Here is a 20,467-nt window from a genome sequence, read left to right as displayed (position 1 = left end):
ATACTCAAGGATTCCAGCATGACCCAGACCAAGCACTACCCCCACCATATCGATCTGAAACCGGTGATGCACGCCGAAGGCACGGTGCGCCTGCCCGGCTCGAAAAGCATTTCCAACCGCGTGCTGCTGCTGGCCGCGCTGGCCAAGGGCACGACGAAGATCATCGACCTGCTCGCCTCCGACGACACCTTCGTCATGCTGACGGCCTTGACGTCGCTGGGCGTGAAATGGACGCAGGATGAATTGACGGGCGACCCGGCCACGGCCCACCAGGTGCACCACGTGGAAGGCTGCGGCGGCGTGTTCCCGCACCACGAGGCGGACCTGTTCATGGGCAACGCCGGCACGGCGATCCGTCCGCTGACGGCGGCGCTGGCCGTCATCGGCGGCGACTACACCCTGCATGGCGTGTCGCGCATGCACGAGCGTCCGATCGGCGATCTGGTCGACGCGCTGAACGCCGTCGGCACGCAGATCGAATACACGGGCGAGCAGGGCTTCCCGCCGCTGCGCATCCGCCGCGGCCACATCCACGCGCAGCGCATCGCCGTGCGCGGCAACGTGTCGAGCCAATTCTTGACGGCCTTGCTGATGGTGGCGCCGCTGATGGCGCGCGACCATGCTGTCACCATCGACGTGACGGGCGAGCTGATTTCGAAGCCGTACATCGAGATCACCCTGAACCTGATGCGCCGTTTCGGCGTGACGGTCGAGCATGACGGCTGGCAGTCGTTCACCGTGCAGCCGGGCCAGCAATACCAAAGCCCGGGCACGATCCATGTGGAAGGCGACGCCTCGTCGGCCTCGTATTTCCTGGCGGCCGGCGCCATCGGCGGCGGTCCCGTGCGCGTGGAAGGCGTGGGACGCGACAGCATCCAGGGCGACGTGCGCTTCGTCGAAGCCTTGCAGCAGATGGGCGCGACCATCACCATGGGCGAGAACTGGATCGAAGCCCGTTCAAACGGCGTGCTGAAAGCCGTCGACATGGATTTCAACCACATTCCCGACGCGGCCATGACGATCGCCGTGGCCGCCCTGTACGCGGACGGCACCAGCACTTTGCGCAATATCGCCAGCTGGCGGGTGAAGGAAACGGACCGCCTGGCCGCCATGGCCACGGAGTTGCGCAAACTCGGTGCCGAAGTGGAAGAGGGCGCGGACTACCTGCGCGTGACGCCGCCGGCCGAAATCCAGGCTGCCACCATCGACACGTATGACGACCACCGCATGGCCATGTGCTTTTCGCTGGCCTCGCTCGATGGCGCCGCGCGCCGCGGCAACGAGATGCGCATCAACGACCCGAAATGCGTGGCCAAGACCTTCCCCGAGTATTTCGCCGCGTTTGCGGGGATTGCCAAAGACACCCTGATTTAATTGATTGCTCATACTATGCCGACTTCCCACATCCCAGTCATCGCCATCGACGGCCCCACCGCTTCCGGCAAGGGCACGGTGGCGCACCGCGTGGCCGACAAGCTGGGCTTTCATTACCTGGACTCGGGCGCGCTGTACCGCCTGACGGCCTTGAGCGCGCTGCGCCGCGGCACGGACTTGCGCGACGAGCACGCGCTGGCCAAGCTGGCCGAGCACTTGCCTTGCCACTTTGCTAATGGCGAGATCCTGCTGGCGCAGGAAAACGTCACCGAGCAGATCCGTGCCGAAGAAGTGGGCAATACGGCGTCGAAGATTGCCGTGTTGCCAACCGTACGCCAGGCGCTGGTCAGCTTGCAGCTGGGCTTTCGCAAGACGCCGGGCCTGGTGGCCGACGGGCGCGACATGGGCACGGTGATCTTCCCGCACGCCCAATTGAAGGTGTTCCTGACGGCCAGCGTCGAGGCGCGCGCGCAACGGCGCTACAAGCAATTGATAGACAAGGGTTTTTCTGCTAATATGGAAGACCTTCTGATGGATTTGCAGGCGCGGGACGAACGTGATACTCACCGTGCGATTGCGCCGCTGGTCCCTGCGGAAGGGGCGCATGTCCTCGATACGTCGGAAATGACGGCAGATGTTGCCGTTGAAACCGTGTTGAAATGGTATGCCGCCGCAGCAAAATAGCGTGTTGTTGTGCTATGTGGTGCCCGTTGACGGCTCCTGGCCTGTCCGGGTGTGTCAAAAACCTAACCCAGTTTAAGTCGCATCGTGCGATCTCTGCTGGATAACCTGTGTGAACCCTATGTCTACTGTTACAACTAACGAATCTACCGGTATGGAAAGTTTTGCTGCGCTCTTCGAGGAATCGTTGTCGCGTCAAGATATGCGCTCCGGCGAAGTTATTTCCGCTGAAGTCGTGCGCCTCGACCACAATTTCGTGATCGTGAACGCTGGCCTCAAATCCGAAGCATTCATCCCTGTCGAAGAATTCAAGAACGACCACGGCGAACTGGAAGTCAAAGTTGGTGACTTCGTTTCCGTGGCGATCGAATCGCTGGAAAACGGTTTCGGCGATACCATCCTGTCGCGCGATAAAGCCAAGCGTCTGGCTTCGTGGCTGGCTCTGGAAAAAGCGATGGAATCGGGCGAAATCGTCGTCGGTACCGTCAATGGTAAAGTCAAAGGCGGTCTGACCGTGTTGACTAACGGCATCCGCGCATTCCTGCCGGGCTCGCTGGTTGATACCCGTCCTGTCAAAGACACGACCCCATTCGAAGGCAAAACCCTCGAATTCAAAGTGATCAAGCTGGATCGCAAGCGTAACAACGTGGTTCTGTCCCGCCGCGCCGTCATCGAAGCTTCGATGGGCGAAGAGCGTCAGAAACTGATGGAAACGCTGAAAGAAGGCACGGTCGTGACCGGCGTCGTCAAAAATATCACCGACTACGGCGCGTTTGTGGATCTGGGCGGTATCGATGGCCTGCTGCACATCACCGACCTGGCATGGCGCCGTGTACGTCACCCGTCGGAAGTCCTGACGGTTGGCCAGGAAATCACCGCCAAAGTCCTGAAATACGATCAAGAGAAAAACCGTGTTTCGCTGGGCGTGAAACAACTGGGCGACGATCCTTGGACCGGTCTGTCCCGTCGTTACCCACAAAGCACCCGTCTGTTCGGTAAAGTAACGAACCTGACCGACTACGGCGCGTTCGTTGAAGTGGAACAGGGTATCGAAGGTCTGGTACACGTTTCCGAAATGGACTGGACGAACAAAAACGTTGCTCCTAACAAAGTTGTCCAACTGGGCGACGAAGTAGAAGTGATGGTTCTGGAAATCGACGAAGAGCGTCGTCGTATCTCGCTGGGTATGAAACAGTGCAAAGCCAACCCTTGGGATGACTTTGGCGTAACCCACAAGAAGGGCGATAAAGTCCGCGGCGCGATCAAATCGATCACCGACTTCGGCGTGTTCATCGGCCTGGCCGGCAACATCGACGGTCTGGTGCACCTGTCCGACCTGTCCTGGACCGAAACCGGCGAAGAAGCCGTGCGTCGCTTCAAGAAAGGTGACGAACTGGAAGCCATCGTTCTGGCCATCGACGTTGAGCGCGAGCGCGTTTCCCTGGGCGTCAAGCAACTGGAAGGTGACCCATTCAACAACTTCGCAGCCATGAACGACAAAGGCTCGCTGGTAACCGGTACCGTTAAATCGGTTGAGCCTAAAGGCGCCGTGATCCAACTGTCCGAAGAAGTTGAAGGCTACCTGCGCGCTTCCGAAATCTCGCGCGACCGCGTTGAAGATGCTGGTACGCACCTGAAAGTCGGCGACACCGTTGAAGCAATGGTGCTGAACATCGACCGCAAAGCCCGTGGTATCCAACTGTCGATCAAAGCGAAAGACAACGTTGAAACCCAGGAAGCCATGCAGAAGATGGCAGCTACCGACAACAATGCAGCTTCGGGCACCACCAGCCTGGGCGCCTTGTTGAAAGCTAAGTTCGATAACAAGAACTAAGACTTCGCGGATACTGGCAGATGACAAAGTCCGAGCTGATCAACCGCCTCGCTGAGCGTTATTCTCAGCTGGTGGCGAAAGATGCGGAGTATGCCGTCAAGACCATTCTCGATGCGATGACCAACGCCCTGGCGACCGGTCAGCGTATCGAGATCCGCGGTTTTGGCAGTTTTGCCCTGAACAGCAGGCCCCCGCGCATCGGCCGCAACCCGAAATCCGGCGACAAGGTGATGGTTCCCGAAAAACGGGTACCGCACTTCAAGCCGGGCAAACAGTTGCGCGAGCGCGTGGACGCGATGGTCGGGCAACCGATTATCGAGGATTAATCGTCTGCTGGAAGGCGGAAAATAAAGAGCGGCGTCCTTGGATGCCGCTTTTTTTTGTTAATATGCTGTAGAGCACTGCTTAAACCTACTGCGCGGCGCGCTTTGCGGCCGGCGAGGCTCACCGTACTTCAGTACGGTTGCGCTTCTCGGCCACAAATCACTGCCGCTCGCTACGGTTTGGTCAGCACTCTACGTTTGCGCCATTTGCCATTTGCCATGTCGCACTGGTATTTTTTTGTTCACTCTGGACCTATCGATGAAAATCATCTCCACCATCGTTGGCTGTGTTCTTTTCGTCCTGTTCTTCAGTTTTGCGCTGAAGAATGCGCAGGTTGTCGACCTGCATGTTTTCCTCAATTATGAAATTCGTGGCCCCCTGGTCCTGATGCTGCTGGGCTTTTTTGTCGCTGGCGCGAGCCTGGGCGTACTGGCCCTGACGCCGACCGTGTTCCGTCACCGCCGCGAAGCGACCAAGCAAAAAACCACCATTGCCGCGCTGCAGACCGTTGGCGTGGCCAGCAATGTCCAGCCGCAACCGGACAGCGTGAGCGCGCAGTAAGCGCCGCCGTCGCTCCTATCTCTCTTACTCGAATAAAAACAATCGCATGGATTTTGAACTCTGGTGGCTCTTGGGTATCCCGATGTTTTTCGCGCTGGGCTGGATCGCCGCGCGCGTGGACATTCATCAACTGGTGTCCGAATCGCGCAGCCTGCCGCGCAATTATTTCAAGGGCTTGAATTTCCTGCTCAACGAACAGCATGACAAGGCCATCGACGCCTTCATCGAAGTCGTCAAGCTGGACCCGGAATCGGCCGATATGCACTTCGCGCTGGGCAATCTGTTCCGCCGCCGCGGCGAAACGGAGCGCGCGATTCGCGTGCACCAGAACTTGCTGGCGCGCCCGGACTTGCCGCTGGAACAGCAGGGCCACGCCGCCTACGAGCTGGGCATGGATTACCTGAAAGCGGGTCTGCTGGACCGTGCCGAAGAAACCTTCAACAGCCTGATCGACACGCAATATGCGGCCCAGGCGCGCCGCGCGCTGCTGGAAATCTACCAGCGCGAAAAGGAATGGCCACGCGCCATCGAAGCGGCCGTGGGCTTGCAGGAATCGGGCGCCGGTGCGCGCCAGAAGGAAATCGCCCAGTTCTATTGCGAACTGGCGCATGACGCCCTCGTGCACATGAAGCCGGACGACGCCATGCCGCTGCTGGAAAAAGCCCTGCAGACGGACCGCAAGAGCGTGCGCGCCACCATCCTGACGGGCGACGTGCTGCTGGCGCGCGGCGACGTGGAAGGCGCGCTGACCACCTGGCGCCGCGTGGAGCAGCAAAGCGTGCCGCACGTGGCCCTGGTGGCGCAGCGCCTGATGGATGGCTATACCAAGCTGGGCCGTCCACAGGAAGGCGTCAACCTGCTGCGTTCCTACCTGGAAGAGGCGTCGTCGATCGACCTGATCGAAGTCGTCTTCAAGGCCGTCATCGAGCTCGACGGCGTGGAGGCGGCGAAGCAGCTGGTCAGCGCCGAGCTGCGCCGCACGCCGACCCTGCTGGGCCTCGATAAACTGCTGGAAGCGCGCATGATGGATGCGCCGGCCGCGATCTGGTCCGAGCTGTCGATGGTGAAAAACCTCGTGCACGGCTACACGCAGAAGCTGGCCCGCTACCAGTGCAGCCACTGCGGTTTCAAGGCCCGCCAGTTCTACTGGCACTGCCCTGGCTGCAACAAGTGGGAGACTTACCCACCACGCCGCACAGAAGAACTCAATGTCATGAACTGATTCGTACACGTCACCTTGCCCTGAGCAATGTGGCGTGTACTTCTATGTAAGACCTGCTTTTTATCCATACGGTACATCCATGAAAATCACTATTATCGGCACCGGCTATGTTGGCCTCGTGACCGGCGCCTGCCTGGCGGAGCTGGGCAACGACGTCTTTTGCCTCGACCTGGACGCACAGAAGGTCGCCTTGCTCAACAGCGGCGGCATTCCCATCCATGAACCGGGCCTGGAAGAAGTCGTGGCGCGCAACCGCGCCGCCGGACGCATGACCTTTTCCACCGACATTGAAGCGGCGGCCGCGCACGGCGTGATGCAATTCATCGCCGTCGGCACGCCGCCCGACGAAGACGGCTCGGCCGACCTGCAATACGTGCTGGCCGCCGCGCGCGGCATCGGCAAGTACATGACGGACTTCAAGGTCATCGTCGACAAGTCCACCGTGCCCGTCGGCACGGCCGAAAAAGTACGCGCCGCCATCCAGGGCGAACTCGATGCGCGCGGCGTGACCGCCACGTTCTCGGTCGCGTCGAACCCGGAATTCCTCAAGGAAGGCGCGGCCGTCGAAGACTTCATGCGCCCCGACCGCATCGTCATCGGCGTCGACGCCACGCCGGAAGGCGAGCGCGCGCGCGAATTGCTGAAAAGCCTGTACGCGCCGTTCAACCGCAACCACGAACGCACTTACTGGATGGACGTGCGCTCGGCCGAATTCACGAAGTATGCGGCCAACGCCATGCTGGCCACGCGCATCTCGTTCATGAATGAACTGGCGAACCTGGCCGACAAGGTCGGTGTCGACATCGAAGCCGTGCGCCACGGCATCGGCTCCGACCCGCGCATCGGCTACAGCTTCCTGTACGCCGGTTGCGGCTATGGCGGTTCGTGCTTCCCGAAAGACGTGCAGGCGCTCGAGCGCACGGCGCGCGGCTACGGCCAGGAATTGCTGATCCTGCGCGCCGTCGAAGCCGTCAACGACCAGCAGAAGCAGGTGCTGGGACGCAAAGTGGTCACTCGCTTCGGCGAAGATCTGACGGGCCGGCATTTCGCCGTGTGGGGCCTGGCCTTCAAGCCGAATACGGATGACATGCGCGAAGCGTCGGCCCGCGTGCTGCTGGCCGACTTGCTGGCGCGCGGCGCCACCGTGGCTGTGTACGACCCCGTCGCCATGGCCGAGGCGCGCCGCGTGCTGCAGCTGGACTTGACGCCGGAGCAATTGGCCAAGGTGCGTTTTGCCGACAGTTCGAAAGATGCGCTGCAGGACGCCGATGCGCTGGTCATCGTGACCGAATGGAAAGCCTTCCGCAGCCCCGACTTCGAGCAGGTCAAGGCGCGCCTGAAGCAGGCCGTGATCTTCGACGGACGCAACCTGTTCGAGCCGGCCGTCATGGCCGAGAACGGCATCGAATACCACGGGATCGGTCGCTCGATCCTGACGCGCACATGAGCGCCCAAGAGGTGGTCGCCTTGACGGCGCCGGCCGCGTTGGCCCAGGTACGCCTGCTGGTGGTGGGCGATGTGATGCTGGACCGCTACTGGTTTGGCGACGTCAGCCGTATTTCGCCGGAAGCGCCCGTGCCCATCGTACGCATCGAGAAGCGCGAAGAGCGCCTGGGCGGCGCGGCCAACGTGGCGCGCAACGCGGCCGCGCTGGGCGCGAAGACGAGCTTGCTGGGCGTGGTCGGCGACGACGAGGCCGGCAGCCAGGTCGAACGCCTGCTCGAGGGCGGCGGCATCCACAGCTATCTGCAGCGCGATGCGGCCATTTCCACCATCATCAAGCTGCGCGTGATCGGCCGCCAGCAGCAGATGCTGCGCATCGATTTCGAGGATGCGCCCAGCGATACGGTGCTGCGCGACAAGCTGGCGCAGTTCAATGCCCTCTTGCCGCACTACGATGTGGTGATCCTGTCGGACTACGCCAAGGGCAGCCTGGTGAACGTGGCCGAGATGATCAAGGCGGCACGTGCCGCCGGCAAGATCGTCATGGTCGACCCGAAAGGCGATGATTTCAGCCGCTATACGGGAGCGTCAGTGCTCACTCCGAATAAATCGGAACTGCGCCGCGTGATCGGCAACTGGAGCACGGAAGAGCAATTGACGGAACGCGCGCAGCAGATGCGTGCGCAGCTGGGCCTGGACGCCTTGCTGCTGACCCGTTCTGAAGAAGGCATGAGCTTGTATACGGCCGATGAGGTGCTGCACATGCCTACCGATGCGCGCGAAGTGTTCGACGTCTCGGGCGCCGGCGACACGGTGATCGCCACCATGGCGGCCATGCTGGGCGCCGGCATGGGCCTGGGCGAGGCCGTGCGCACGGCCAACCGGGCTGGCGGCATCGTCGTCGGCAAGCTGGGCACGGCCACCGTCACCCGCGACGAGCTGTTCCCGCAGTAACTATGCCGCTGTATTCCGCATATCACCTGCGCCAGTCTGTTTGATCTGGCGCAGGTTTTCCCCTCCTTCCGCTGTCCCGTCTTGTCAACCGTATCACGCCACAGCCGTTAAAGCCGTTAAGGCGCTGCTCTTCCCTTGCGTTCGAGTCAACTTGAAACCACACCACGGAGAGATACCCATGTTCAAAAAAATACTGCTGGCCATCGCCACCTTGATTGCGACGATGGGCTTTGCCTTTGCCCAGGTCGATGTCAACAAGGCGGACCAGGCGGCACTCGACAGCGTCAAGGGCATCGGCCCCGTTACGTCGAAAGCCATCATCGATGAACGTGCCAAGGGCGGCGCCTTCAAGGATTGGGCCGATTTCGAAACCCGCGTGAAGGGCATCGGCCCGAAAAGTTCCGTGAAACTGTCGGAAGCGGGCTTGCAAGTGAATGGCCAGTCCATGTCCGGCGCGCCAGCGGCGCCCGCTCCGGCGCCGAAAGCTGCCGCAGCTAAAAAGGAAGCTGCTGTGAAGGAAGTTGCAGCGAAAGAAGCCGCAGCGAAGCCAGCTGCTGCGACCGACACCGCTGCGGCGCCAGCCAAGACAGCCGCTGAAACGAAGAAAGAAGCTGCTGCCGCGAAGAAAGAAGCCAAGGCCGCCGCTGCTGCCGCCAAGAAAGAAGCAGCCGCCGCCAAGGTCGTGCCTGCCGCCGCCACTGCGCCAGCCGCCGCCGATGCCGCCCCCGTGAAAACGGCGGCCGAAACGAAGAAGGAAGCGGCTGCCGCGAAGAAGGCGGCTACTGCAGCGAAAAAAGAAGCCAAGGCTGCGGAAGCGGCTGCGAAGAAGGAAGCCAAGCTGGCTGCGGCCGATGCGAAGAAGGCCGAAGCCGAGAAAAAGTAAGCGTGTTGCTGTAAGGCGTGCTGCGTGGTGGTGCCGCGCAGCACGAGAAGAAAACCCCGCGTGGTACCGGCCGCGCGGGGTTTTTTTTATGCGGCTACAGCTGCGACTCGATCGGCAGCCAGCGCATCACCGACACCAGCATGCGGCGCCAGAAGCCTGTTTCCGGGTCCTGCGTCCACACTTTGGCTGGCTCTTCGGTAGCGTCGGACCAGCGCAGGGCGCCGTTATCGAGGAACAATCGGTAGCTGGTGTCGCTCGCGGTCGAGTGCAGGAACAGCGTGCGCATGTCCGCCGCCAGCGCGGCATCGTCGAACAGGACGCCCATTTCCGTGTTCAGCTGGGCCGAGCGCGGGTCGAGGTTGAAGGAGCCGACGAAGCCCCGCTGACCGTCCACCACCACGGCCTTGGTATGCAGGCTGGCGCGGCTTGAGCCCATCAGGCTGATGCGCTTGCGGTGCTGGGTCTTCAATTCAAACAGCTCGACGCCGCCGCCCAGCAGCATCTGGCGGTAGCGCGCATAGCCCGCATGCACGAGGGCCACGTCGGTGGCGGCCAGCGAGTTGGTCAGTACCTGGACCTTGACGCCAGCGGCGACCTTGTCGGCCAGGGTCTGCGTCAGTTCCGTGCCGGGCACAAAGTATGGCGAGGTCAGCAGCGCTTCCTCGCGTGCGTCCGTCAGCAGGGGCAGCAAGCTGTGCATGAGCCAGTGCTCGCTGCGTTGCAAACTGGCTACGGGCGCGGCTTTTTCCGGCGGGTCCGACAGCACCTGCACCTGGTCGCTCCAGTGCAGGCGCAGGCGGCCATCGAGGTGGGCCTGCAGCTGGCCCGCATCGGTCAGCTGGCGCAGATAGGGCGAGGCGCCCAGTTCGCCCGTGAGTGCGTCGAGGCGGGCGCGTACCGCCTGCAGTTCAGCCGCGCCAGCGTCCTTCCCCTCGTGCAAGGCGCCGATGGGGATGACGGCGCGGCTGTTCCAGAAGCGGTCGAAGATGTCGCTCGTCTGCCGCACGGCGGGCCCCACCAGCAGCAAGTCGGCATCCTGGAAATTGACTTGTTCGGCGGCATCGAAGTATTCGTCGCCGATATTGCGCCCGCCGACGAGGGCGACCCTGCCGTCGACGATCCAGGCCTTGTTGTGCATGCGCCGGTTCAGGCTGACGGCGCGCAAGCCCATTTCCACGGCGCGCATCCAGATGCCGTCGCGGTTGCGGCCCGGATTGAAGATGCGCACATCGATCAGCGGGTGGCTGTCGAGCGCGAGGATGGCCGCGTCCTGGCCCCGTGCGTTGATATCGTCGAGCAGGACGCGCACGCGCACGCCGCGGTCGGCCGCGCGCAGCAGTTCGCGCACCAGCAGGCGTCCCGTGACGTCGTTATGCCAGATGTAGTATTGCAGGTCGAGACTGCGGCCCGCTTCGCGCGCGCTCAGGGCGCGCAGGGCGAACGCTTCCAGATTGTCGTCGATCAGGGCCGTGCCGCTGTGGTCCGGGCGTTGCGCCAGCTGCGGCGCCAGCACGCGGTCGAGCAGGGTGGCGTCGGCTGCCACGGGCAAGGCCGTGCCCGGCGCCCCCAGCGAGCGTTCGGCGAAGCGCCCGTAGCTGTACAGGGCGGCGATGCTGAGCACGGCAAACAAGGTGGCCAGCAGCAGCAATTTGACGAGCATGCGGCGCACCGTCAGCGGACCGCGCGCAGGCTGCGGCGTGCGGAGTGAAGGGTGGTCAGGCGCATGCGGTGTCTTTCGTGAGCGGGGCAGTGGCCGATTGTAGCAGTTTCTATAACGCACGATTTTCGTCCAGGAACATCCTTGCCCGTCGTCAAAAATGCGAGAATGGCCAGCTCAATCAATCATCGGGGGATGCACGCATGGGACGGATTTTGACGGCAATGACGGCAGCCCTGCTGTCGGCGGGCGCGGCGGCGGCGCCGGGCGCCGAACCGGCGCAGCAGCAGATACGGCAAGTGGTGGCCGACATTTCGCCGCAGCGCATCGAGGCGCATGTGCGCAGGCTCGTGGGCTTCCAGACGCGGCATACGATGTCCGATACCGTGTCCGACACGCGCGGCATCGGCGCGGCCCGGCGCTGGATCAAGGCCGAGCTGGAGCGCTGCGGCGCGCAGGCGGGCGGTCGGTTGCAGGTGGCGTTCGACAGCCATATCGCACCCATATCGAAACGCATTGCGCGGCCGACGGACATCGTCAACGTGGTGGCGACCTTGCCCGGCAGTCAGCCGCAGTCGGCCGGGCGCATCTATGTCGTCAGCGGCCATTACGACTCGCGCGCCACCGACGTGATGGATGCGCAGAGCGACGCGCCCGGCGCCAACGATGACGCATCCGGTACGGCGGCCGTGATCGAGATGGCTTGCGCGATGGCGCGCTACCGCTTCGACGCCACCATCGTCTTCATGGCCGTGGCGGCCGAGGAACAGGGGTTGCTGGGTTCCGGCCATTGGGCGCAGCAGGCAAAATTGAAAAATCTCAACATCGCCGGCATGCTCAACAACGACATCATCGGCAGTTCCCGCGCGGAAGACGGCACGGTCGATGGCGGCCAGGTGCGCCTGTTTGCCGAGGGCATCCCGGCCGTGAAGGAGATGAGCGACGGCGTGCGCGCCCTGGTGGCGACGGGCGGCGAAAACGATTCGATTTCGCGCCAACTGGCGCGCCATGTGAAACAGGTGGGCGAGCGCTATGTACCCGGCTTTACGGTCAACGTCATCCAGCGCGCCGACCGCTACCTGCGCGGCGGCGACCATATGCCCTTTCTCGCGCAAGGTTATGCGGCGCTGCGCTTCACGGAACCGCACGAAGATTTTGCCCATCAGCATCAGGATGTGCGCGTGGAGAACGGCGTGCAGTACGGCGACTTGCCGCAATTCGTTGACTATGACTACGTGGCGAAAGTGGCGCGCGTAAATGCGGCGGCGCTCGCGTCGCTGGCCTTGGCGCCAGCCGCGCCCGCCGGCGTGCAGGTGCGCACGGCCCAGCTGGAAAACGCCACCTCGCTGGTCTGGCAGCCGAATACGGAACCGGACCTGGCCGGCTACCGCATCGTCTGGCGCGCCACGACGGCCGACCAGTGGCAGGGCGCACAGGACGTGGGCAATGTCACCGAAGCCAGGGTGAAGCAGTCGAAAGACAACTATTTCTTTGGCGTCCAGGCCATCGACAGCGACGGCAATGTCAGCGTGGCCACGTATCCCATGCCCTTGCGTTAAGCGCTGTTGACGGGCAGGCGCGCAAGAAAGCCGTGAATCTGGGAAACGACGGCAGCGCCTTCGCCGACAGCGGCGGCCACGCGCTTGGTGGAGCCGGCCCGCACGTCGCCGATGGCGAACACGCCCGGCACGCTCGTTTCCAGCGCGGCCCGGTCGGGCAAGTCTGGCGGATAGATTGCGTGGCCGTGGGCGCGGCATTCGGCGCGCGTGACGTCGAAGCCCGTGCGGATAAAGCCCTGTTCGTCGACGGCCACGGCGCAGTCGTGCAGCCAGTCCGTGTTCGGGTCGGCGCCGACGAAAAGAAACACGCGGCGCACGGCGCAATCGGCTTCCTCGCCCGTGCGGTTGTTGCGCCAGCGCACCTCCGTCAAGCCATCGTCGTCGCCTTCGAGGGCGATGATTTCCGTGTGCGTGTGCAAGGTGATGTTGGGCGTGGCGGCGATGCGCTCGATCAGGTAGCTCGACATGCTGGCCGCCAGGCCTTCGCCGCGGATCACCATGTGGACCTTGGCGGCGTGGCCGGATAGAAACACGGCCGCCTGGCCGGCCGAGTTGCCGCCGCCAACGAGGATGATCTCTTCCTGCCGGCACAGCTTGGCTTCGATGGGCGAAGCCCAGTAATACACGCCCCGTCCTTCATATGTTTTCAGGTTGGCCAGCGAGGGGCGGCGATAGCGCGCGCCGCACGACAGCACGACCGTGCGGGCGCGTACCTGCGTACCGTCGCACAGATTGACGCGCAGGGGCCAGGTGTCGCATAGCAAGTTGGCGGCACTGGCCGGGGTGGCGATTTCGACGCCGAACTTTTGTGCCTGCACATAGGCGCGCCCCGCCAGGGCGCGGCCGGAGATGCCTGTCGGAAAGCCCAGGTAATTTTCGATGCGCGCGCTGGCGCCCGCCTGGCCGCCATACGCGCGCTGCTCGAGCGCCAGCACGCTCAAGCCTTCGGAGGCCGCATACACGGCCGTGGCCAGGCCGGCCGGTCCGGCGCCCACCACCAGCACGTCGAAAATCTTGTCGCCGGACAAATCGGGCAGCATTCCCAGGCAGCGCCCGAGTTCCGCATTGCCGGGATTCTTCATGATCTTGCCGTCAGGGCAGACGACCAGCGGCCATTCCTGCGGCGTGGGCTGGTAGCGTTCGGCCAGCGCGGCGGCGGCCGCATCCGTGGCTGGATCGAGCACCGTGTGCGGGTGGCCATTGCTCGATAAGAAACTTTGCAGGTGGAACAGATTGCCATTGCCGCGCGGCCCCACCAGCACGGGGCCGCCTGAATTCGATTCGATCAGCGCCACGCGGCGCAGGATCAGGGCGCGCACGATGCGTTCGCCCATTTCCGCCTCGGCCACGATCAACGCGCGCAGCGATTCCGAACTGATGTCGAGCAATTCCACGTCACCGACAGCGCTGCCGTTGACGAGGGTGGGGCGGCCCGACAATTGCGCCACCTCGGCAATGAAGTGACCGACGCCCACTTCGCGCAGCACGGACGCCTGTCCCAGCACTTCATGGCGCTTGATGCTGACCCGTCCGGACAGTATGACCAGCATGCCGAAGCTGCTGCTGCCTGCCTCGAACAGCGTCGCGCCATCGGCAAAGTGATGGCGCGTGCCATAGCGCTGCAAGCGCTGCAGTTCGAGCCCATTGAAGACGGGCGAAATCTGGTGGCTGCGGCCGTGCAAGTCGAGCGTGGCGAACTGGACGGGATCGTCCTGCGTCGTTTCGGGAATGAATTCGGGTGTGCTGCTGGCCATGGCGAGTCCGTTCGGAGGCTGAATAAGCAAATAACAAAAATAACTAACAGTGACGAGTTTAGCGCATGCGGTGCGCGCCTGCCGCAATACCCCTTGCGCACGCCCGGAAATGGCAGCGCGGCAGGCGCCATGCGACCAGTGGCGGCGCAGCCGGAGGCACAAATGGGCCCGGATGCCGCCACCGATCAGCGATACGCCGTCCAGCATCTCATATTAGAATGGGTCTTTGTTGAATCTACTCAAACAGACACGATGGCTTACAAGACACTTGAAGATACGATAGGCAATACCCCGCTGGTGCAGCTGACGCGCTTGCCGGGTGCCGATGCGCTTGCGCGCAACAACGTCATCCTGGGCAAGCTGGAGGGCAATAATCCGGCTGGCTCCGTGAAGGACCGCGCGGCCATGTCCATGCTCAAGCGCGCTGAAGAGCGCGGCGTCATCAAGCCCGGCGACACCCTGATCGAGGCGACCAGCGGCAATACGGGCATTGCGCTGGCCATGGCCGCCGCCTTGCGCGGCTACAAGATGTTGCTCCTGATGCCCGATAACCTGAGCGTGGAGCGCCGCCAGAGCATGGCCGCCTACGGTGCCGACATTTTATTGACTCCGAAGACGGGCGGCATGGAATATGCGCGCGACCTGGCCGAACAGATGCAGAAGGATGGCCGCGGCGTGATCCTCGACCAGTTCGCCAACGAAGACAATTCGCGCGCCCATTATGAAAGCACGGGACCGGAAATCTGGCGCGATACGGAAGGGCGCGTCACGCATTTCGTCAGCGCCATGGGCACGACGGGCACCATCATGGGCGTGTCGCGCTATTTGAAGGAACAGAATCCCGCCATCCAGATCATCGGCGCCCAGCCCGAGGAAGGTTCGCAGATTCCCGGCATCCGCAAGTGGCCGGAAGCGTACTTGCCGAAAATTTACGACAAGTCGCGCGTGGACCAGGTGGAATACGTGAGCCAGGGCGTGGCCGAGCGCATGGCGCGCAGCCTGGCGGCGGAAGAGGGCTTGTTCTGCGGCATCTCTGCAGCCGGCGCGTGCGAAATCGCGCTGCGCATCTCGCAAATGGTGGAAAACGCGACGATCGTGTTCGTCGTGTGCGACCGCGGCGACCGCTATCTCTCGACGGGCGTGTTTCCTGCCTGATAGTTAATACGGGAAATATATCGGCCAGAACGGCCTGAGAACTGCTGGAAAGACCCCCTCCCCATGGCGGGGAGGGAAAACCTGCAAAACTGGCAGGATCAGCCTTGTGGCGTTTCGCCTTCTTTTGGCTTGAATTGCTTGTCGCTGATACGGAATTTGTTACGACGGTCACCCATCAGGTAACGCAGGTCGCGGATGCTCAGGTCGCTGACTTCGTGCATGCGGATCAGCAGCGATGCGCCGACCGGCAGGCGGTGGTGGCGGATTTTACTGATGACCGGTGGCGCCACTTCCAGCGCGCGGGACAAGGCTGCGTCGTTTTTCAGGCGCAGGTTTTCGATCAGGGTATCGAGCAGTCTGTTTGGGTTGTACTGAAGCAGATCGTCGGAGTCCGAATCGCTGTTCATATCAATGCCGACTTGGTTTGTCATGATGTTATTGTTCCTTCTGTAGTTGCACTGCAAAGTAAAAAACACTCGGAGCTCGCTCTTGCTGCGTTCATGTTCATTCTTTACTAAAAGGAACGAATTCACACACGGTACGATCCGGGATACAGTTTTTCATGATATATACACAATTGTACAACAGGATTCAATTTCAGGCGGGAAAGCCCAATAATCTTGCTTGGTACAGAACCGGTGTTGTCTAGCTGCAACACCTATTTATTCTTTATTATGCTCTATGATAGAACAAAAATTGTACTTTGACAAAAGTTAAGTATAAAACCATTACTGCATTCCGTGCCGCACAAAGGCTGGCGAGCGAGGCTGGCACATGTTATCGGGCCTACCATAGACCTGTTTGCTGGTCGATTCAATATCCCTTACGCTTTCTTACAAGTAATATTATAACTTTACACTGACTTTCGGTTAGCGTGCGCGCACTTGACTGATGGCTTTGCCCAAGTCGATCACTGACATGGCATAAAAATAACTTCTGTTGTACTGAGTTATAGCAAAGAAGTTATTGGTTGCCAAGTGATACTCAGTTGCTTCTGAACCATTTTGCAAGTCGATCAAGCCGAACAGCATGTTCTGGGGCGTGGACGGGGCGGCACTCACGCCGGCTTCCTGCAATTCCCCCAGCCGGTACTTCGCTTGCAAGCCCTGGCCGATGAACTTTTCCCACGCGCGGCTGGCCGAAACGGTCACGGGATAGGTGCTGATGGCCGGATCATCGCGACGCCAGCCGTGCTCGACGAGGAAGTGCGCGACGCTGCCGATGGCGTCGGATGTGGAATTGCGCAGGTCGATGTGGCTATCGCCATCGAAATCCACCGCATATTTCATGATGCTGCTAGGCATGAATTGGGGCAAGCCGATGGCGCCCGCATACGAGCCGAGCAGGGTCAGGGGATCGATGCCATCCTTGCGCGCGTACAGCAGCGCGTTTTCCAGCTCTCCCTTGAAAAATTCCATGCGCGCGGCGCGGGTCGGGCTTTCCGGATAGGAAAACGCCAGGGTCGTCAGTGCGTCGAGCACGCGGAAACGGCCCGTGTTGCGTCCATATACAGTTTCCACGCCGATGATGCCGACGATGATCTCGGCCGGCACGCCATATTCGCGTTCGGCGCGCGCCAGCGCTTCCGCGTTCTCTTCCCAGAATTTCACGCCCGCATTGATGCGCACCGGTTCGATGAAGCGGGCGCTGTACGCTTGCCAGTTCTTCGGCTTGCCGGGCGGCGCGGGCTTCATCAGTTGCACGGTCGACTCGACATAGCGGACCTTGCCGATCAGGGTATCGAGTTCGGCGCGGTCAAAGCCGTGTTTGGCGGACATGTCGTCGAGGAAGGCGCGTACTTCCTTCCAGTTGGCATAGTCGACAAATTCGCCTTCGAAGTCGAATTTCGCCGGTGCCTTTTTGGCTGCTGCCTTGGCGGGCGGCGCCTTGGCCGCGCGCACGGCACGGGCGCGGTCGGCAGCGGAAATATTGCTGTTTTCGCCAGCGTGCGCGGTGGCCAGGCACAGGGGAAGGGAGAGGAGCAGGGACAGGGCGGGGTATTTGATCGGTAACAAGGAGCGTCTCATCGGCATTGGGTTAACAGGCGGCGCAAGGTGCGCCGCGCGCGGAGTTGTTCGTCTGGGCTGGCATTACCATACTTCATCGCGGCATAGATTGCCAGAAACTGTGCGATGGCGGCGTGTGCCTCTTGTGTGGCCTTGCCCGCGGCCAACCGCGCAGCATAACCGTGCGGGCCTTCGTGCGGCGCACGGCTGTACCCGCGCCGCGCCTGTAAATGGCAAAACTGCGCATACAGGGCGTCAAGCGGATCGCCTTGCCGCGCCTGCCGCCACCAGACCAGTGCGCCCGCCACGGCGGACAGCATGGCCAGCACGGCGCACGCGAGTGCCAGCTTTTTCGCCGGCACGTTTTTCAAGCCATCGAGCATGGCGCGCTGGCGCTGCGGCGTGGTGTCGAGCACCCAGCTGCTCCAGGCGTGCTCGGCCTGCTGCCATTGCTGGCGCCACGCGGCAACCGCCCCTTGCGCGCCGCCATCGAGGCCGGCCAAGGCGCGCCACGCCGTGAGCGGCGACGAGGCCGGCGGCAGCGCGGCGTCGAGGTTGCGCTGCGTGCGCAGGGGCGCGACGGCGCTTGTCGGGTCGACGCGCACCCAGCCCCGGCCCGCCAGCCACACTTCGCTCCACGCATGGGCGTCGGACTGGCGCACCGTCAAGCTGTTGTCCGTACCGTTGCGCACGCCGCCCTGGTAACCGGTGACGACGCGCGCGGGTATGCCCATGGCGCGCATCAGCACGACAAAGCTGCCCGCGTAATGTTCGCAAAAGCCCGCCTGCGTGCCAAACAGGAAGTCGTCGACGCCCTGCTTGCCCAGCAGCGGCGGCTGCAGGGTGTAGCGGAACGGCGCGCGGCGGAAGTGCCCGAGCACGGCGGCGATCGCGCCGGCGGGCGCCAGCGCCCGCGCGCCGCTGCCGCGCAATGCGCGGGCCCAGGCCACGCTGCGCGGGTTGCTGCCAGCGGGCAAGGCCAGCCATGGCTGCTGCTGTTCTGGCGACAGGTTTGCCTGCAGCCGGTAGCGGGGCTGGGAACTGACGCGGTAACGCACGGTCGAAGTAATAGGTTGTATGGTCAGCACTTCCAGCGCGGACGACACGACGTACGGATTGCCGGGCAAGCGTTCGATGCTGCGCGGCACGTCGAGCGCGAAGATGCGCCGCTGGCCGCTTGCTTGCAGGGTGACTTCGTAGTGGCTGGGCTGGCCTTCCAGCGCGATATCTATCCGGCTGTCGCTGGCAGGCGCGCGGCCCTTTGCGCCCCGGCGCGTCCAGGTGGCGCCGTCGAAGTCGCCCAGCACCACGCCGCGCCAATACAGCTGGTCTTGCGGCGGGAGCGGTGTGGAAAATCGGGCCGTGAAGACGGGTTCGCTTGACAGGGCCAGCGAGGCGATGGCGCCCGGCTGCATGCTGTCGGACAAGCCCGTGCGCGCCTGCGCGCCTTCCGGTGCCGTACCCCACAGGGGGCCGTCCACGCGCGGCAGGGCAAAAAACATCACGGCCGACAGGGGGATGGCCAGCGCCAGCATGCGTCCCAGCAAATTTAACCGTTGCGCCAGGCGGGGCTGCACGGCGCCGTACTGGGCTGACAGCAGGGCGGCCAGCAAGACGATGACGGTGGCCAGCATCCAGGCGGCGCTGAGGATGCCTTGCGCATGGAAGAAATTTGCCAGCAGGAGGAAAAAACTGAGGAAAACAAAGACGAAGATGTCGCGCCGGCCATGCATTTCCAGCGATTTCAAGGCCAGCAGCAAGGCCAGCATGGCCACGCCGGGATCGAGTCCCAGCACGGTGCCATAGCTGGCGTAGACGCCGGCGATACCGAGCAAGGCCAGCGGCGCGAGCAGGGCCAGCCGCGGCTGGCGCTTGCCCCGCACGGTGATGACGGCGCGCCACAGCAGGAGGGCTGCGGCGGCGGCCGACAGCCACGGAGGCAGGTGCAGCGCGTGCGGCGCCAGCACCATGGCGGCGGCCAGCAACAGCAGCACGATGTCGGCCTTGTCGCGCGGCAAGTTGCTCAGCCAGGCTTTCATGGCGTCGCCTGCGCTGGCGGAAAATCGTGCCGCCAATCGTGTGGCGAACCGTGCAGGGCCAGCGCGCGCAGGCAGGTGTCGCGGTGGCTGGCGCCCAGGGCCGACGCGACAGTCAGCGGGCCCAGGCGCAAGCCATATGGGAGGCCCGTGCGTTCCGCCTGCAGCACCCAGGCGGCCAGGCGCGACAAACGCGCTTCCGGCGCCAGCGCGTGCAGGGAAGCGTGCTCGAGCATGATGCTGCCATGGGCTGCACCTGCGGTAGCGTCGGCGGCAGGCTGGAATTGCTTGCTGAAGACATGCTCGCCATCGTGGCGGGCGATCTGGCGCCAGGCCAGGCGGTGCAAGGGGTCGCCGGGCTGGTAGGCGCGCACGCCTGCCAGTTCCAGGGCGCCATCGGGCAAGTCTGGCGAATCTGGCGAGCCTGGCCTCTGTACTTGCTGTACCGTGCCGGCAGGCAAGGGCAGTGGCGGCGCATTGTGTTCGGGCTGCGGATACACGAGTACGCGGCTGTCCGGCTGCCAGTGACACCAGGCAAGGAACAGACCGAGCGGAAAACTGCCGGACAGGCGCACGGGCGGGGCAATCAGCCATCCCCGTTGCGGCGCGGCCACGACGATGTTGACGGCCGTTTCCCCGTGGGCGGCGATGTCGGCCAGGCTGGGCGCTGCCGCCGAATCGCGGATGGCCACGTGGATCGCATGGCGCGGGCGCGCGCTGCGGTTGATCAGGCGCAAGGTGAACGTGGCCGGGCTGCCCGCGAACACGGGGCTGCCCGGCGTGGCGGACAGGGCCAGGCCCGCCAGGTTGCGGCTGGCAAACAGCATGTCGGCGATGGCGCAGGCGGCCGCGAAATACGTGAGCACATAGCCCAGGCCCAGGCGGTAATTGACGGCGGCGATCCACAGCGCCAGCAGCAGCGCGGCAAACGCCAGGCCAGCGCCCGAGGGACGGATGTGCACGCGCTCCGCGCCCAGCCAGGGGCGCGCCGGCAGCCATTGGATAGTGCGCCAGCGCATGCCGC

At 63.2% G+C, this 20,467-nt stretch carries 17 protein-coding genes; 11 read left to right on the top strand and 6 right to left on the bottom strand.

All coding sequences use genetic code 11. The features are described 5' to 3' along the window. The first annotated feature begins 18 nt into the window (after positions 1 to 18). From aroA to V3C40_RS11000, 9 genes are all read left to right on the top strand, one after another. Positions 19 to 1,374 (top strand): 3-phosphoshikimate 1-carboxyvinyltransferase, encoded by a 1,356-nt coding sequence (gene aroA, locus V3C40_RS11040; protein WP_034751802.1) that lies wholly within the window; start codon positions 19 to 21, stop codon positions 1,372 to 1,374. A gap of 15 nt (positions 1,375 to 1,389) precedes the next feature. Further along, the gene (cmk, locus tag V3C40_RS11035; RefSeq protein ID WP_046682679.1) at positions 1,390 to 2,058 is read left to right on the top strand and encodes a (d)CMP kinase; all 669 of its coding nucleotides are present in this window, start codon (positions 1,390 to 1,392) and stop codon (positions 2,056 to 2,058) included. Positions 2,059 to 2,176: 118 nt separating this feature from the next. Continuing rightward, positions 2,177 to 3,889 (top strand): 30S ribosomal protein S1, encoded by a 1,713-nt coding sequence (gene rpsA / locus V3C40_RS11030; protein WP_071650172.1) that lies wholly within the window; start codon positions 2,177 to 2,179, stop codon positions 3,887 to 3,889. Positions 3,890 to 3,909: 20 nt separating this feature from the next. Then, positions 3,910 to 4,215 carry an integration host factor subunit beta gene (locus V3C40_RS11025; RefSeq protein ID WP_008446215.1) on the top strand — a complete coding sequence of 102 codons (306 nt, stop codon included), beginning with the start codon at positions 3,910 to 3,912 and terminating at the stop codon, positions 4,213 to 4,215. Positions 4,216 to 4,471: 256 nt separating this feature from the next. After that, positions 4,472 to 4,774, top strand: coding sequence for a LapA family protein (locus tag V3C40_RS11020; RefSeq protein WP_034751796.1), 303 nt, complete (start codon positions 4,472 to 4,474; stop codon positions 4,772 to 4,774). 46 nt (positions 4,775 to 4,820) lie between these two features. Further along, positions 4,821 to 5,996 carry a lipopolysaccharide assembly protein LapB gene (gene lapB, locus V3C40_RS11015; protein ID WP_034751794.1) on the top strand — a complete coding sequence of 392 codons (1,176 nt, stop codon included), beginning with the start codon at positions 4,821 to 4,823 and terminating at the stop codon, positions 5,994 to 5,996. 79 nt (positions 5,997 to 6,075) lie between these two features. Continuing rightward, positions 6,076 to 7,443: a UDP-glucose dehydrogenase family protein gene (locus V3C40_RS11010; protein WP_331777439.1), complete on the top strand. Its 1,368-nt coding sequence runs from the start codon at positions 6,076 to 6,078 to the stop codon at positions 7,441 to 7,443. Further along, the gene (rfaE1, locus tag V3C40_RS11005; protein WP_051991229.1) at positions 7,440 to 8,393 is read left to right on the top strand and encodes a D-glycero-beta-D-manno-heptose-7-phosphate kinase; all 954 of its coding nucleotides are present in this window, start codon (positions 7,440 to 7,442) and stop codon (positions 8,391 to 8,393) included. Before V3C40_RS11010 ends, rfaE1 begins: the two co-directional genes overlap by 4 nt. Positions 8,394 to 8,571: 178 nt before the next feature. Further along, a complete protein-coding gene (locus V3C40_RS11000) occupies positions 8,572 to 9,276 on the top strand; it encodes a ComEA family DNA-binding protein (protein WP_070303965.1) in 705 nt (234 codons plus the stop codon). Between the two features lie 94 nt (positions 9,277 to 9,370). On the opposite strand, the gene V3C40_RS10995 is transcribed toward V3C40_RS11000, so the two are convergent. Next, complete coding sequence (locus tag V3C40_RS10995; protein WP_331777438.1) at positions 9,371 to 10,936, bottom strand: phospholipase D family protein; 1,566 nt, start codon at positions 10,934 to 10,936, stop codon at positions 9,371 to 9,373. Positions 10,937 to 11,136: 200 nt separating this feature from the next. On the opposite strand from V3C40_RS10995, the gene V3C40_RS10990 reads away from it, so the two are divergent. Next, the gene (locus V3C40_RS10990; RefSeq protein WP_331777437.1) at positions 11,137 to 12,492 is read left to right on the top strand and encodes a M20/M25/M40 family metallo-hydrolase; all 1,356 of its coding nucleotides are present in this window, start codon (positions 11,137 to 11,139) and stop codon (positions 12,490 to 12,492) included. Here V3C40_RS10990 and V3C40_RS10985 read toward each other — a convergent pair. After that, on the bottom strand, positions 12,489 to 14,246 hold the full coding sequence (locus V3C40_RS10985; protein ID WP_331777436.1) for an FAD-dependent oxidoreductase: 1,758 nt from the start codon (positions 14,244 to 14,246) through the stop codon (positions 12,489 to 12,491). The two genes, V3C40_RS10990 and V3C40_RS10985, sit on opposite strands and share 4 nt — an antisense overlap. 252 nt (positions 14,247 to 14,498) lie before the next feature. On the opposite strand from V3C40_RS10985, the gene cysM reads away from it, so the two are divergent. Beyond that, the gene (gene cysM, locus V3C40_RS10980; protein ID WP_331777435.1) at positions 14,499 to 15,401 is read left to right on the top strand and encodes a cysteine synthase CysM; all 903 of its coding nucleotides are present in this window, start codon (positions 14,499 to 14,501) and stop codon (positions 15,399 to 15,401) included. A gap of 98 nt (positions 15,402 to 15,499) precedes the next feature. On the opposite strand, the gene V3C40_RS10975 is transcribed toward cysM, so the two are convergent. From V3C40_RS10975 to V3C40_RS10960, 4 genes are all read right to left on the bottom strand, one after another. After that, a complete protein-coding gene (locus V3C40_RS10975) occupies positions 15,500 to 15,832 on the bottom strand; it encodes a hypothetical protein (RefSeq protein ID WP_034751784.1) in 333 nt (110 codons plus the stop codon). A gap of 438 nt (positions 15,833 to 16,270) precedes the next feature. After that, positions 16,271 to 17,434: a lytic murein transglycosylase B gene (gene mltB / locus V3C40_RS10970; RefSeq protein ID WP_442907243.1), complete on the bottom strand. Its 1,164-nt coding sequence runs from the start codon at positions 17,432 to 17,434 to the stop codon at positions 16,271 to 16,273. Further along, positions 17,425 to 19,446, bottom strand: coding sequence for a transglutaminase TgpA family protein (locus tag V3C40_RS10965; RefSeq protein ID WP_331777433.1), 2,022 nt, complete (start codon positions 19,444 to 19,446; stop codon positions 17,425 to 17,427). The genes mltB and V3C40_RS10965 overlap by 10 nt, the downstream gene beginning before the upstream one ends. Continuing rightward, positions 19,443 to 20,462, bottom strand: coding sequence for a DUF58 domain-containing protein (locus tag V3C40_RS10960; RefSeq protein ID WP_331777432.1), 1,020 nt, complete (start codon positions 20,460 to 20,462; stop codon positions 19,443 to 19,445). The genes V3C40_RS10965 and V3C40_RS10960 overlap by 4 nt, the downstream gene beginning before the upstream one ends. Positions 20,463 to 20,467 lie beyond the last annotated feature (5 nt).

This window comes from Janthinobacterium sp. LS2A, assembly GCF_036543145.1.
In the GTDB taxonomy this organism is placed as follows: Bacteria; Pseudomonadota; Gammaproteobacteria; order Burkholderiales; family Burkholderiaceae_D; genus Janthinobacterium; species Janthinobacterium aestuarii.
Note: the sequence above shows the minus strand (reverse complement) of the source record. Positions and strands in the feature narration are given on the sequence as shown.

Bases quoted from the DNA above. Each gene is read 5' to 3' on its own strand.
- aroA (WP_034751802.1), top strand. From the start codon at position 19: ATGACCCAGACCAAGCACTACCCCCACCATATCGATCTGAAACCGGTG.
- cmk (WP_046682679.1), top strand. From the start codon at position 1,390: ATGCCGACTTCCCACATCCCAGTCATCGCCATCGACGGCCCCACCGCT.
- rpsA (WP_071650172.1), top strand. From the start codon at position 2,177: ATGTCTACTGTTACAACTAACGAATCTACCGGTATGGAAAGTTTTGCT.
- V3C40_RS11025 (WP_008446215.1), top strand. From the start codon at position 3,910: ATGACAAAGTCCGAGCTGATCAACCGCCTCGCTGAGCGTTATTCTCAG.
- V3C40_RS11020 (WP_034751796.1), top strand. From the start codon at position 4,472: ATGAAAATCATCTCCACCATCGTTGGCTGTGTTCTTTTCGTCCTGTTC.
- lapB (WP_034751794.1), top strand. From the start codon at position 4,821: ATGGATTTTGAACTCTGGTGGCTCTTGGGTATCCCGATGTTTTTCGCG.
- V3C40_RS11010 (WP_331777439.1), top strand. From the start codon at position 6,076: ATGAAAATCACTATTATCGGCACCGGCTATGTTGGCCTCGTGACCGGC.
- rfaE1 (WP_051991229.1), top strand. From the start codon at position 7,440: ATGAGCGCCCAAGAGGTGGTCGCCTTGACGGCGCCGGCCGCGTTGGCC.
- V3C40_RS11000 (WP_070303965.1), top strand. From the start codon at position 8,572: ATGTTCAAAAAAATACTGCTGGCCATCGCCACCTTGATTGCGACGATG.
- V3C40_RS10995 (WP_331777438.1), bottom strand. From the start codon at position 10,936: ATGCTCGTCAAATTGCTGCTGCTGGCCACCTTGTTTGCCGTGCTCAGC.
- V3C40_RS10990 (WP_331777437.1), top strand. From the start codon at position 11,137: ATGGGACGGATTTTGACGGCAATGACGGCAGCCCTGCTGTCGGCGGGC.
- V3C40_RS10985 (WP_331777436.1), bottom strand. From the start codon at position 14,246: ATGGCCAGCAGCACACCCGAATTCATTCCCGAAACGACGCAGGACGAT.
- cysM (WP_331777435.1), top strand. From the start codon at position 14,499: ATGGCTTACAAGACACTTGAAGATACGATAGGCAATACCCCGCTGGTG.
- V3C40_RS10975 (WP_034751784.1), bottom strand. From the start codon at position 15,832: ATGACAAACCAAGTCGGCATTGATATGAACAGCGATTCGGACTCCGAC.
- mltB (WP_442907243.1), bottom strand. From the start codon at position 17,434: ATGCCGATGAGACGCTCCTTGTTACCGATCAAATACCCCGCCCTGTCC.
- V3C40_RS10965 (WP_331777433.1), bottom strand. From the start codon at position 19,446: ATGAAAGCCTGGCTGAGCAACTTGCCGCGCGACAAGGCCGACATCGTG.
- V3C40_RS10960 (WP_331777432.1), bottom strand. From the start codon at position 20,462: ATGCGCTGGCGCACTATCCAATGGCTGCCGGCGCGCCCCTGGCTGGGC.